This window comes from Flavonifractor sp. An9 (genome assembly GCF_002161245.1).
Taxonomy (GTDB): Bacteria; Bacillota; Clostridia; order Oscillospirales; family Oscillospiraceae; genus Flavonifractor; species Flavonifractor avicola.
The window spans coordinates 186062-198611 of the sequence record NZ_NFHC01000002.1 but is presented as its reverse complement, the minus strand read 5'-3'; the positions used below and the strand labels follow the sequence as shown (position 1 = coordinate 198611).

The 12550-nt window shown below is 61.6% G+C and carries 12 protein-coding genes; 3 read left to right on the top strand and 9 right to left on the bottom strand.

All coding sequences use genetic code 11. From position 1 onward, the window contains the following. The first annotated feature begins 4 nt into the window (after positions 1 to 4). Both B5G40_RS02790 and B5G40_RS16580 read left to right on the top strand, forming a co-directional pair. The gene (locus B5G40_RS02790) at positions 5 to 742 is read left to right on the top strand and encodes a hypothetical protein (RefSeq protein WP_087398692.1); all 738 of its coding nucleotides are present in this window, start codon (positions 5 to 7) and stop codon (positions 740 to 742) included. Between the two features lie 202 nt (positions 743 to 944). Then, on the top strand, positions 945 to 1451 hold the full coding sequence (locus B5G40_RS16580; RefSeq protein WP_143383355.1) for a hypothetical protein: 507 nt from the start codon (positions 945 to 947) through the stop codon (positions 1449 to 1451). Between the two features lie 81 nt (positions 1452 to 1532). On the opposite strand, the gene B5G40_RS02785 is transcribed toward B5G40_RS16580, so the two are convergent. The 9 genes from B5G40_RS02785 to purB all read right to left on the bottom strand — a co-directional run bounded on the left by B5G40_RS02785 (position 1533) and on the right by purB (position 10914). Further along, entirely contained in the window at positions 1533 to 2552 is a 1020-nt protein-coding gene (locus B5G40_RS02785) for a tyrosine recombinase XerC (RefSeq protein ID WP_087398691.1), read from the bottom strand. Positions 2553 to 2831: 279 nt separating this feature from the next. Further along, positions 2832 to 3512: an ATP-binding protein gene (locus B5G40_RS02780; RefSeq protein ID WP_087398690.1), complete on the bottom strand. Its 681-nt coding sequence runs from the start codon at positions 3510 to 3512 to the stop codon at positions 2832 to 2834. Beyond that, positions 3512 to 3994 carry a replication initiator protein A gene (locus B5G40_RS02775; RefSeq protein ID WP_242959148.1) on the bottom strand — a complete coding sequence of 161 codons (483 nt, stop codon included), beginning with the start codon at positions 3992 to 3994 and terminating at the stop codon, positions 3512 to 3514. Before B5G40_RS02775 ends, B5G40_RS02780 begins: the two co-directional genes overlap by 1 nt. Before the next feature lie 115 nt (positions 3995 to 4109). Next, positions 4110 to 5756: an acyl-CoA dehydratase activase gene (locus B5G40_RS02770; RefSeq protein ID WP_087398689.1), complete on the bottom strand. Its 1647-nt coding sequence runs from the start codon at positions 5754 to 5756 to the stop codon at positions 4110 to 4112. Continuing rightward, positions 5753 to 7033, bottom strand: a complete 1281-nt coding sequence (locus B5G40_RS02765; protein WP_087398688.1) for a 2-hydroxyacyl-CoA dehydratase subunit D — start codon at positions 7031 to 7033, stop codon at positions 5753 to 5755. The genes B5G40_RS02770 and B5G40_RS02765 overlap by 4 nt, the downstream gene beginning before the upstream one ends. Before the next feature lie 44 nt (positions 7034 to 7077). After that, positions 7078 to 7980: a DNA/RNA non-specific endonuclease gene (locus B5G40_RS02760; RefSeq protein ID WP_087398687.1), complete on the bottom strand. Its 903-nt coding sequence runs from the start codon at positions 7978 to 7980 to the stop codon at positions 7078 to 7080. Then, positions 7977 to 8387 carry a hypothetical protein gene (locus B5G40_RS02755; protein WP_087398686.1) on the bottom strand — a complete coding sequence of 137 codons (411 nt, stop codon included), beginning with the start codon at positions 8385 to 8387 and terminating at the stop codon, positions 7977 to 7979. Before B5G40_RS02755 ends, B5G40_RS02760 begins: the two co-directional genes overlap by 4 nt. Before the next feature lie 67 nt (positions 8388 to 8454). Next, positions 8455 to 9438 (bottom strand): ATP-dependent 6-phosphofructokinase, encoded by a 984-nt coding sequence (locus B5G40_RS02750; protein ID WP_087398685.1) that lies wholly within the window; start codon positions 9436 to 9438, stop codon positions 8455 to 8457. Positions 9439 to 9474: 36 nt separating this feature from the next. Then, a complete protein-coding gene (gene purB / locus B5G40_RS02745; RefSeq protein WP_087398684.1) occupies positions 9475 to 10914 on the bottom strand; it encodes an adenylosuccinate lyase in 1440 nt (479 codons plus the stop codon). Between the two features lie 151 nt (positions 10915 to 11065). Here purB and pap point away from each other — a divergent pair, with 151 nt between their 5' ends. Continuing rightward, positions 11066 to 12541: a polyphosphate:AMP phosphotransferase gene (gene pap, locus B5G40_RS02740; RefSeq protein ID WP_087398683.1), complete on the top strand. Its 1476-nt coding sequence runs from the start codon at positions 11066 to 11068 to the stop codon at positions 12539 to 12541. Positions 12542 to 12550: the final 9 nt, after the last annotated feature.

The following is a 12550-nucleotide window of genomic DNA, read 5'->3' as shown; positions in this document are numbered from 1 at the left end:
GGATATGAATATCAAACTGCTGCATCTCTACCCCGAGGCCATGAGCCTGTACGGGGAGTACGCCAATCTCACGCTGCTGTCCCGCTATCTCACCTGGCGGGGCGCTGAGGTGGAGGTCAAGGCCGTGGGCTGTGACGAGGCTCCCGACTTTACCGGGGCCGACCTCATTTACATGGGGGCTGGCACCGAGCGCACCCAGAAGGCCGCTCTGGGCTGGCTGACGCCTTATAAAGACGCTCTGAAAGAGGCGGCGGAGGGTTCTCAGGTGCTCTTCACCGGCAACGCCATGGAGCTGCTGGGTGCCTCCATCACCGACCAGAAGGGGACGGTGTATGAGGGCCTGGGCTTTGGGGGCTTTGCCACCGTGGAGACCGACAAGCGGGTGCCCCACGACGCCATCGCCAAGACCGACCTGTTCCCGGAGCCGGTGGTGGGCTTTATGAACAAGTGCTCCCACACCAGTGGGGTAGAGACCCCGATCTTTGAGGCCATGACCATGGGCATGGGCAATGAGAAGGAGGTTGGCCCTGAGGGTTTCCGCCACGGCAACGTGGTGGGCACCCACATCACCGGGCCGGTGCTGGTGAAGAATCCGGCCTTCCTGGCCTGGATTGCGGAGCGCATCCTGGAAAACAGGGGAGAGACCCTGCCGGTGCCGGCGGACAAGCCGGACTGGCTGATCCATGCTGAAAAGGCCTACCAGGTCACCCTGGAGGAGCTGTCCGCGCTGGCGAACAAGTGAAGATAGAAAAAATGGCCGCCATTTGGCGGCCATTTTTTGTTGTAAAGCTCTCCTCATAAGGAAGCAGAGGGCTGGATTAGGTTTACAAATTTGGACTAATGTGATAGAGTGTTTTTGGTTCTCACCAGAACTAAATTTTCTAGCAGGTTTTCTTTATATAAAGGAAAATTACAAAACTGTAATAAAAGAATGGAGGCGTTACATGAGTATCGAAGGTTTTGATCTTGTTACTGATACAACAAGATTAAGCATTTTTATGGTTGCTGCTGCTGTTGCAGCGGTAATATTGTTTATTATTTCAATAAAGAACGATGAAAAAATAAAACTTAGATTTGTTTTTTCAGTAATATCATTTTCTTTATCAATAACTCTTATAATTTTCTGCTATTCATTGGGAAAGCAAACAGAAACAGCTATTGCAAAAACAGAGAGTGAATTAAATGATGCAAGATTAAAATACGATAATTTGCTTAATAGGAAAAACGAAATTGAGCAAGATCGAGATGGAATAAAGGAAGAACTAGAAGAACAAAACACAGAATTATTTTTTTGGAGAGAAAACGCGGTTATAGTTACTACTACAGGAGAAAAATACCATAGATTTGACTGTAAATATGTAAGAGATAGACCGATATATATTTATAACGTAGAGAATGCAATATACAAAGGGTATACAGCTTGCATGATATGTGATCCTCCAACGAGGTGATTTTCTGTCAGGTGATGGTGAACGGCCAGCGGGTCAGCAAAGGGCACACGCACAGAGGGCGGGTCTCAGACCCGCCCTCTGTTATTCACTCTTTTTGATCTTTTTTCGCGCCTTTCCAAGGGGATTGGCCTTGGCGGCGGCACGGAGGTTCTCGTTGTCCACGTGGGTATAGATCTGGGTGGTGTTCAGGTTCTCGTGGCCCAGCACCTCCTGCAAGGTCCGCACGTCCACGCCGTTTTGCAGCATCAGGGTGGCGGCGGTGTGGCGCAGCTTGTGGCTGGAGTAGAGAGACGGGTCCAGGCCCGCCTTCAAAAGCCGCTGTTTTACCATATAATGGACAGCAGCCGTGGTCATGCGGGTGTGGGAGCGGGTGAGGAAGAGGGCGTTTTTGTCCGCCGCCGCCTGGTTGTTGCGCTCGGCCAGCCAGTCGTCCAGAGCGTCCCGGCAGGCCTCGTTGAGGAAAATCATCCGTTCTTTGTTGCCTTTGCCCAGCACACGGAGCTGCTCCTGCCGTACATCGGTCAAGTTAAGGCCGACTAACTCTGAAATGCGCAGCCCACAGTTAAGAAACAGGATCAAAATGCAGTAATCTCTGGCCCGGTTGGGCTCGTCCACGGCCTCCAGCAGCATAATGGACTCGTCCAGGGACAGATACCGGGGCAGGGATTTCTTCAGCCGGGGGGAATCCAGGTCCTGCATGGGATTTTCGCCGATCAGTTTGGCCTTGCTGGAGAGATACTTATAAAAGGAGCGGATGGCGGCGATCTTGCGGGCCCGGGCGGAGGGCTCCAGGCCGTAGCCGGAAGTGGGGCTGTTGGCGTGCTTGACCCGGTCACGGCTGAGGTAGCTCATGTAGCTGTACACGTCACTGAGATTCACCGAACGGGCCAGATCCAGATCCAGGTCGTCAATGTCGATCTGATCCAGCGGCGTGTCACGGGGCACCCGGCCTTTTTCCAGCTTGATGTAGCGGAAGAAGTTGCGCAGATCCAGATAGTATTCGTCCACGGTTTTCTTGGAGTGGCCCTGAATGGTCTCGTGGTAGACCAGGAAGTTGCGGAGCAGCTCAGGAGCGGTCAATTTGTAGTCATTGTGGTCCATGGGGGCTTTCCCCCTCCTCTCAACTCAACAAAATTTTTATTTTGTTGAGTTCGTAGTTGAGGTCCGGAGGGGTCCCTCCAGCCGGCCCCGGCCAGGCCTCAGACGGCCCGGCTCCGCCGGCGGCTGCTGCAACAAAATAAAAAATGCTGTTGTATGTGTTTTGTTTGTCAGTTCCGAACAGACACGCCCGGTTCAGGCGGGCCGATGTGGGCATCTGCCCCTACGGCGATTGTGGGCCTGTTCGGTTTATGACAACGATACCATCCCGGCGGACCTTTGTCAATCCGCCGGACTGCCGCCGGTCAGCAGCGTCTGCATCCGTTTGACTCGCTCCGCTGTTTTTTCCTGCCGCAGACTGGTTCCGTCAAAGCAAACCGGCACGCACCGCTCCAGCACCCGGTCATGAATACGGCTGTCGTCCCGGTCGGCGTTTTTCAGCTCCTCCAGCGTCAGATTGGTGGTCACCACCATGGGCCGCCCGGACAGATACCGGCGGTTGACGATCTCGTACACCTGTTCCCGGGCGTAGGGCGTCCGGCGCTCCACGCCGAAGTCGTCCAAAATGAGCAGCCCACAGGTGGTCAGCGAGTTCAGATACCGCACCCGCTCCTCGCCGCTCATGCCGAACAACTGTACCAGCGCGTCCCCCAAGGTAATCATCTGCACCACCACCGCCTGCTCTGTCAGGGCGTTGGCAATGCAGGCGGCGGCGTAGGTCTTGCCCGTCCCCGACGGGCCCCAGAACAGCAGGCCCATGTTCTCCCGGCACATCTCGTCCCAGTGCTCCACATACTGCCTGGCCCAGGCCAGCTGAGGCACCGCCCCGCAGTCCCGTTCAAAGGTGGCTTGTTTCAGCTCCTGAGCGGACTGGAACATCTGCTCCCGCCGCTTGGCGGCCCACCTGATCCTGCTCTGCTCCAGTGCCTCACGTTTCAGCGCCTCCCGATCCCATGTCTCCATTATAAACTCTCCCCCTCTCTATATTGATAAGAATAGTTGTTCTCTTTTTGTGGTTCCCTCAGGTTGTTAGGGGACGCTTTTCCGCCCTGGTCATGGTCCGGTTTCCGACCGGGACCCGGTCGGTTTTTCGGCCCGCTCCCGGTCAAAAAAGTGTCCTCGGGCAGGGACAAAAAAATTTGGCTGGCCCCCCCCCTCCTTGGCGTCACCCGCCGGATCAGGCCCGCCTGTTCCAGTTCCCTCAGCCGCTTCTTGACCACTGTGGTTCCCCGCCCCAGCGCCGACGCCAGCCTGGCGATGGGATAGCGCACATACACCCACCCCTCCTCTGACCACCAGCCGTTCTTCTGGGACAGGGTTGCCCGGTCCAGCAGCAGAGCGTAGAGCAGCAGGGCCGTCCCCGACAGATCCAGCTCCAGCAGCGGCCTGGGCAGGGGCAGATAGTTGGTCAGCGCCCCCTCCCTGCCGTAGCGTACCAGCTTCATGGACCTCCCCCCTTTCACCTGTAGTGTGTTTGGGGGGATTTGTTGTATGTTTTGGTACATCCAGCGGCAAAAAAAGACCTTCCCCACAGGGAAGGTCTTTGAAATAGCTATGAGATTACCCCTCCAGGGCAAAGAGGGCGGCGCCCAGAGCGCCGTTGAGCTGGGCCCGGTCGGAGACGATGAGCTCCACCCCCAGCTCCCGCTGGATGGCCTCCACCACGCCCCGGTTCTTGGACACGCCGCCGGTCATCATATAGTTGGGCTCGCCCCCCAGGCGGCGGCACAGGGCGGCGGTGCGGGAGGCCACCGACTGGTTCAGGCCGTGGATGATGTCCCCCCGGTCCTTGTTCTGGGCGATGAGGGACACCACCTCCGACTCGGCAAAGACGGTGCACATGGAGGAAATGGCGATGTCCTCCTTCCACTCCAGCCCGGCCCAGCTCATCTCCTCCATGGACAGCTCCAGGGTGCGGGCCATCAGCTCCAGGAACCGTCCGGTACCGGCGGCACACTTGTCGTTCATCAGGAAGTTGACCACGTTGCCCTGGCCGTCCAGCCGGATCACCTTGCTGTCCTGGCCGCCGATGTCGATGATGGTGCGGACGGAGGCGTCCAGGAAGTAGGCCCCCTTGGCGTGGCAGGTGATCTCGGTGATGGACTTGTCCCCCATCTGGATGGCGGAGCGGCCGTAGCCGGTGGTGACGGTGGCGGCAATGTCCGCCTCGGTGAGCCCCGCCTGTTTGAGGGCCTGCTCCAGGGCACGCTCCGCCCCCGCCGAGGCCCCCGCCCCGGTGGGCAGGATCACCCCCGCCACCAGCTGGCGGTTGCGGTCCAGAATGGCCACATCCGTGCTGGTGGACCCGCTGTCGATGCCCACATAATACAGTCCGCCGCTCATGGCGTTGCCTCCTTTTTTCGCCGTGGTTTGTGCCGGGACCATGGTCTCGGCAAAGGCCTCCAGCCGGGTACTGAGCTGTCCGCTGCTCCCCGCCGTATAGTCCGACTCCAGCTTGAGCATGGGCACGGTGAGCTCATGGCGCAGGCCGGAGTATTCAAAGCCGTAGTAGTCGCAGAATTTTACCGTGTGGTACACCACACCCTTGAGATGGGGATCGTTCACCAGCTGCCGCCGCCCGGCGGCGTCGGTCATCCGCATACAGGGGATCTGCTCCAGCAGAGCCCCGGCGTACCAGCCCATCAGGGAATCAAAGTCCCCGCCCTCCGGCGGCGTGGCCACGCTGCGGTTGTGAACGCAGGTGTCGTTGCGTACCGGCAGGGGGAGCGCTTCCTCCATGGCCTCAAAGAGCTTGTCCCCTACCCTGCCTCCCAGCACGCTGAGGTAGGGCTCCGTGGGCCGGTCCAGAGGCTGGAAGGCCGCCCGGAAGGCGGTTTCGTCAAACTTGGTGCCCTTGTAGGCCCCGTAGGCCTTCGCCAGGGCCAGCAGCTCCCCTTTCATCCGGGTTTTGGCGCAGTCGCCCCCGCAGTGGAGCAGGTCCATCAGGTAGAGGAAGTCCAGCTTGCCGTGCTGGAGCAGGATGTCGTACACGCTGCGGATCACGTCGCAGCAGTTGACCAGCACCAGCTCTCGTACCTGCCCGGACAGGCAGGCCTCCAGCACCGCCTTGCCGAAGCCGCACAGGTTGGGATGGCCCAGCTGGTCGCTGAGGGGAAAGGAGTCGGGCATCTGGTCCAGCACCACGCACTCGCCCCCCAGGGCGCGCAAAAGTTCCACCGGGGTGTATTTACAGATATAGTGGGTCATGCCTGTCCCCCCTTTCCCTGCTTGAGCAGCTCCACAAAGGCCTCCATGCGGGTGGCCAGCTGGCCCTCGCCGCCGTGGCTGCGGTCGCAGCCGTCGCCGTCCAGTACCAGGGTAGGGATGCCGGCGGCCTCAAAGGTCTCCTTAGCCAGCTGCGCCCCGCCCAGGGTGTGCTTGCAGCCCCAGTGGCAGAACCACACCGTACCGTCGGCCTTGAGCTGGCGGGCGGCCTCCACCCCCTTCTCGATGCGCCGGGACACCGGGCCGTTGAAGGCGGAGTACACCACCCGCTGGGCCATAGCCTCATAGGGATCGGATGAAAAGGTGGGCTGGATGCCCTCAAAGCACATATCGCACCCCACGATCTGCACGTCCCGGTTGAAGTCGGTGACCTGCCGCAGGGGGGCCACCCAGAAGGGGGTGGTGTGGTGCCACAGCAGCCGCACCCCCTCCGCCGGTCCCGCCTGCTCCACATCCTTCAGGCACTGGAGGGTGAAGGCCTCGGTCTCCGGGGTACCCAGCAGAATATGGAGGGCGAAGGCGGCGAACATCTCCCCTGTCATCTCGCAGGGGATGCACTTGTCCGCCTTCAGGGTCATATAGCGGTGGTAGTTGGCAAGGCTCCGGTTGCTGCGCTCCACCGTCTCCTCCAGCGCGGACTGACTCAGTTTTTGGCCGGTCTGCTGCTCCAGAAAGGCCGTCATGTCCCGCAGCTGGCCGGCCACATAGTCCACGGCGCTCTGGTCGGTGCGGTAGGGCACGTCCACCATGAAGTGGGGCACGTCAAAGTACTCCGCCAGCCGCCGGAAGGTGAGCAGATTGGCGTCGCAGGCCAGGGTGGTGGACAGAATGAACCGGGGCTTGGGCATCAGGCCCTTCTCCGCCGCCCCGATGAAGATCTTATGATAGGAGCAGAAGGTCTCGGGCAGGCCCTCGCTCTCAGCGTAGCGGAGGAAGGCCCCCTCCGCCTGGGTGCCGGACAGGAAGCAGCCGAAGCCCTCGCAGGAGTAGGGGGACAGCCCCAGCACCTGGATGGGCTCACAGGGCAGAAACAGGCTGACCATGGCCGCCTTGTCCGGGTGGGCCAGGGGCGCGATCATGGAGTTCATGGTCTGGACTGCCACCATCTGGGCGGATTTGGCGGTCAGCTTGCCGGGGGCCAGCTTTAATTGCAGGTTTTTGGCCCGGTAGCCGGTGGTGAGCCATTTCCGGGCCTTTTCCGGGTTTTTGTCGCACAGGGCCTGGATCCAGGCCCCGAAGGATGTGACGATGTCTTTCATGGGAAACCTCGCTTGGGAAGAAATGAATGGGGGCTGGCGCTCCCTCAGGGTTTGCAGATGCCGCAGGGAGCATACCCCTGATCGATGAGATCCTGCCGGGAGCCGGTGTAGTCCTGGCGGTTGGCATCGCTCATGGAGGCCACCCCAGAGCAGTCGGGCTCATGGAACTTCATGGAGTTGGTGTTGAGTACATAGGTCCCCTGCTCCTCCGCCGAGCCGCTGGTGGTCTGAGCGGGAATGGAGGGCTGGGGCACCTCCTCACCGCCGGCGGCGCTGGCTCCGGTGGCGTAGTCGATGGTAATGCCGGGCTGCACGTTGTAGGCGTACACGCAGAAGGTGACCCCTTCCCCGCTGTCCTCCACGCTGTAGGCCTCCATCAGCACCCCGGAGGCCACCAGGTTGTCCCCCTCAAAGACGGGGGTCACCCGGTAGAGCACATGGTTGTCGGTCTCCTTCACATAGTCGGCCACCATGTTCTCAAAGGGCAGCATCCCGTCCACGTTCATGTACCGGGTGCCGGTGATGAGGTTCTTCTCGTTGGCGTTCTCGCCGGTGAGCTGAAAGCCGATCAGGTGGCAGCGGTTATAGAGGTACTGCCCGTCATACTCCACGTTGATCCAGCCGCTGGGCTTCACCGAGCTGATGCTCTCCCGGTCCTCGGTGGGCATGAGATCGGACCCCACGCAGGCGTAGGCCACCCCGCACCGGCCCAGCTCGTCCAGGTCGCTGTAGGACTCAAAGGAGTTGGTGGTGTAGTCGTCCTCTGTAAAGTAAGGAACATTGTCATTGACCGCCACATAGGGATCGCCGCTGTAATCGGGCAGGCTGGTCAGGTCGTAAGAAGCGGCGGGGGCGGAACTGGGGACAGGTTCATTCCCTTTACAACCACTGAGGGTCAAGGCACACAGCAGAGTCAGCGCCAGCAGAGCGGCAGAAATTCGTTTCATTTGGTGTAGACCTCCTTGGTCAGGTTTTTGTGGGAGGAGCCGGAAAAGTCGGCGGTGGAGACCAGCCGGAACCCTGCCGCCGCCGGGTCAAAATCCAGATACTGGTCTGCGGGATAGGTCCGATTCCATCTGTAAAGGAGAATCCCCTCCGCCCTGTCCAGCACCTGGGCCAGAGGGGGAAACTCGGCAAAGCAGATCTCGCCCGGGCCCGCCCGGAGCAGAAAGTCCTCCGCCGGGCACAGGTTTGCAGGGGCGGGATCGAACTGTTTGGCGGTGTAGGGGCTCACCCACAGAGGGCTCTCCCCCGCCGCCGTCAGTAAATCGGCCCGCAGCAGCCGGTCCATGCTCTGCCGGCGGCCGTTGAAGGCCATGCCGTTTTTGTCGTCCACGCACAATGCCAGGATCATGGCGGTCCCTCCTTCCAAAAAGGCAGAGAGCGGAGCCCCGCTCCGCTCTCCGTTTCTGTGGGTTGGCTTACTGCACGCCGGTGAGGGCGCGCATGACAGTGTAGGTCTGCTGATCCAGACCCTTCTTCATCTGCAGGGCCTCGTGGATGTCGTAGTCCACATAGGACTCGCCGTCCATGGCCACCACCCGGCAGGTCTTGCCCTCGGCCAGCAGCCGCACGGCCTCATAGCCCATGTAGGTGGCCGCCACCCGGTCCCGGAGGGAGGGCGCGCCGCCCCGCTGGACGTGGCCCAGGATGGTGACGCGGGTGTCCAGAGCGGTGGCCTCGTGGATATGCTGGGCGATGTCGTAGGCGCCGCCCTTCACGCCCTCGGCCACGATGATCATGAAGTGGGTGCGGCCCGCCAGACGGGCCCGGCGGATGGGCTCGATCAGGTCCTCCTCGTAGTTGACCACCTGCTCGGGCACCACCACGGCGGTGGCGCCGCAGGCCACGCCCACGTTGAGGGCCACATGGCCGGCGTGACGGCCCATGACCTCCACCACGGAGCAGCGCTCATGGGACTGCATGGTGTCCCGCAGCTTGTCGATGGACTCCAGGGCGGTGTTGCAGGCGGTGTCAAAACCGATGGTGTAAGTAGAGCAGGCGATGTCGTTGTCGATGGTGCCGGGGATGCCGATGACGCTCAGGCCCTTGTCGGCCAGGGTGAGCAGGCCCCGGAAGGTACCGTCGCCGCCGATGCCCACCAGGGCGTCCAGACCCAGCAGCTTGCAGGTGGCAGCCGCCCGCTCCCGGCCCACCTCGGACTTGAAGTCCTCGCTGCGGGCGGAGTAGAGCATGGTGCCGCCCCGGCGGGACAGGCCGCTGACGCTGTCAAAGTCCAGGGGAACAAAGTCGCCGTTGATGAGGCCGTGATAGCCACGGCGGATGCCGATACACTCAATACCCATATGGATGGCGGTACGAACCACCGAACGGATGGCTGCGTTCATGCCGGGGGCGTCGCCGCCGCTGGTAAATACGCCGATACGCCGAACTGCCTTTTCCATGACAATTTCCTCCTTAAATTCCCGTTTGGTCCCTGTTTATACCTTCAATTCCGCGGTCTTGCCCTCCAGGGCGTGGGGATAGCGCTCCAGCACCGGCTCCACCTCTTCCTTGAGGAACTCCTCCACCTGCTCCGGGCAGCGGCCGATGTAGCGGCTGGGCTCCAGATGGGCGGTAAGCTCCTCCCGGCTGAGCATGGCGAAGGCCGGATCGGCAGCAATGAGGTCGATCAGGTTGTTGGACAGGCCCAGGTCCTTCACGTTGGCGCCGGCCTGCTGGCTGAGGACGCGGATACGCTCGTGGAGATCCTGCCGGTTACCGCCCTTCTTGACGGCGTCCATCATAATGTTCTCGCTGGCCATGAAGGGCAGCTCCTCCAGCACGTGCTTCTCGATGACTTTCTCATGGACCACCAGGCCGTCGGCCACGTTGGCCCAGATGTTGAGGATGGCGTCCACCGCCAGGAAGGCCTCGGGCACGCTGAGGCGCTTGTTGGCGGAGTCGTCCAGGGTGCGCTCGAACCACTGGCTGGCGGCGGTAACAGCGGGGTTGACCGCGTCGGCCATGACGTACCGGGCCAGGGCGCAGATACGCTCGCAGCGCATGGGGTTGCGCTTATAGGGCATGGCGGAGGAACCGATCTGGTTCTTCTCAAAGGGTTCCTCCACCTCCTTCAGGTGGCAGAGCAGCCGCAGGTCGGTGGCGAACTTGCTGGCGGACTGGGCAATGCCGGACAGGGTGGAAACCACCTGATAGTCCACCTTCCGGGAGTAGGTCTGGCCGGACACGGCGGCGGTGGCGTCAAAGCCCATCTCGGCGGCGATCTTGCGGTCCAGCTCACGGCACTTGGCGTGGTCGCCGTCGAAGAGCTCCAGGAAGGAGGCCTGGGTGCCGGTGGTGCCCTTGCAGCCCAGCAGCTTCAGGTTGGCGATGCGGTACTCCACGTCGGCCAGATCCAGCAGCAGCTCGTTCATCCACAGGGTGGCCCGCTTGCCCACGGTGACCAGCTGGGCGGGCTGGAAGTGGGTGAAGCCCAGGGTGGGCAGGGCCTTGTACTGCCGGGCAAACCTGGCCAGCTTGTCCAGCACCCGCACCAGCTCATCCCGGATCAGGCACAGGCCCTCCCGCATGAGGATCACGTCGGTGTTGTCGCCCACATAGCAGCTGGTGGCGCCCAGGTGGATGATGGGCATGGCCTTGGGGCAGGCCTCGCCGTAGGTGTGGACGTGGGCCATCACGTCGTGGCGCAGCTTCTTTTCGTACTGGGCGGCCTTGTCGTAGTCAATGTCGGTGAGGTGAGCCTCCAGTTCGGCCACCTGCTCCGCAGTCACCGGCAGGCCCAGCTCCATCTCGGCCCGGGCCAGGGCGACCCACAGCCGCCGCCAGGTGGAGAACTTCTTGTCCGGGGAGAAAATATACTGCATCTGGTCGCTGGCGTAGCGGGAAGAGAGGGGACTTTCATAACGGGCGTGATCCATGCAAAAAACCTCTTTTTCGTAAAATCGACTCTACATAGTATACTATAAAACCGCCGCCGCCACAAGAAAAACTTCCTGGGGCGGTAAGGCTTGTCAGCGGCGGTATTCGGGTGTAAACTGAGGACAAAACCACACGAAGGAGGCACAAGCCATGCTCAGTGACTTTGCGTTTCACACCGAGCGGCGGACCCAGGCCGAGTGCAAGGCCCTGCTGAAGGCCCGCAGGACCCAGCTGGCGGGCTTGCAGCAGCGGCTGCAGCAGGCGGGCCTGCCGGTGATCGTTCTGCTGGAGGGCTGGAGCGCCGCGGGCAAGGGCCGCACCATTCAGTCTTTGATCCGGGAGCTGGACCCCCGGTTCTTCAAGGTGATCAGCGTCAATTCCCCCACCGATACCGAGAAGCGCTGGCCCTTCCTCAAGCGCCACTTTGAGACCATCCCCGCCCAGGGCAAGGTGCTCTTTCTGGATACCGGCTGGATGGAGGAGACTGTCCGGGCCTATTTGCACGGGGAGCTGTCGGAGGACGAGTACCAGGCCCGGCTGGAGAGCATCAACATTTTTGAGCGGCAGCTGGCCGCCGGAGGGTATCTGCTGGTGAAGCTCTTCCTCCACATCGACGCCCAGAGCCAGAAGGAGCGGCTGGACAACCTGGCCGCCGACAAGGACACCGCCTGGCGGGCCACCGAGGCCGACCGGCGGCAGAACAAGAATTACGACAAGCAGCTGGCGGTCTTTGACGGCTATCTGGCTGCCACCGACAAGCCCTGGGCCCCCTGGAAGATCATCGACAGCACCCAGGCCGTCCAGGCCAACCTGGCGGCGGCAGACTGGCTCCACGACCAGATCTGCGCCGCTCTGGAGGCCCGGCCCGTCCCCGTCCACCCCTCCTATCAGTGGCCTCTGGCCCCCACCCTGCCCCTGGCCCAGGTAGACCTGGACAAGGAGTTGGAGGAGAAGGACTACCGCAAGCAGCTGAAAAAGTGCCGCAAGAAGCTGGCCGCCCTCCACAACGAGCTCTACCGGAAGAAGGTGCCGGTGGTGGTGGTGTACGAGGGCTGGGACGCCGCCGGCAAGGGGGGCAACATCAAGCGGCTGGCCTCCGCCCTGGACCCCCGTGGGTATGAGGTCCTCCCCATCGCCGCCCCCACCAAGGACGAGCTGGCCCGCCACTACCTGTGGCGGTTCTGGACCCGGCTGCCCAAGACGGGGCACATCGCCATCTTTGACCGCAGCTGGTACGGCCGGGTGATGGTGGAGCGGCTGGAGGGCTTCTGCACCACCGACGACTGGCAGCGGGCCTTTGACGAGATCAACGAGTTCGAGCAGGAACTGGTGAGCTCCGGCATGGTGGTCATCAAGTTCTGGGTGCAGATCGACAAGGACACCCAGCTGGAGCGGTTCAATGAGCGGCAGGCCGACCCGGCCAAGCAGTGGAAGATCACCGAGGAGGACTGGCGCAACCGGGACAAGTGGGACGCCTACGAGGTGGCGGTGAACGAGATGCTCCAGCGCACCAGCACCACCTTCGCCCCCTGGCACATCCTGGAGTCGGTGGACAAGAAATACGCCCGCATCAAGGCCATGAAGATCGTCATTGAGGCCCTGGAGCGGGCTCTGGAGCAGCCGTAACAACAAAAC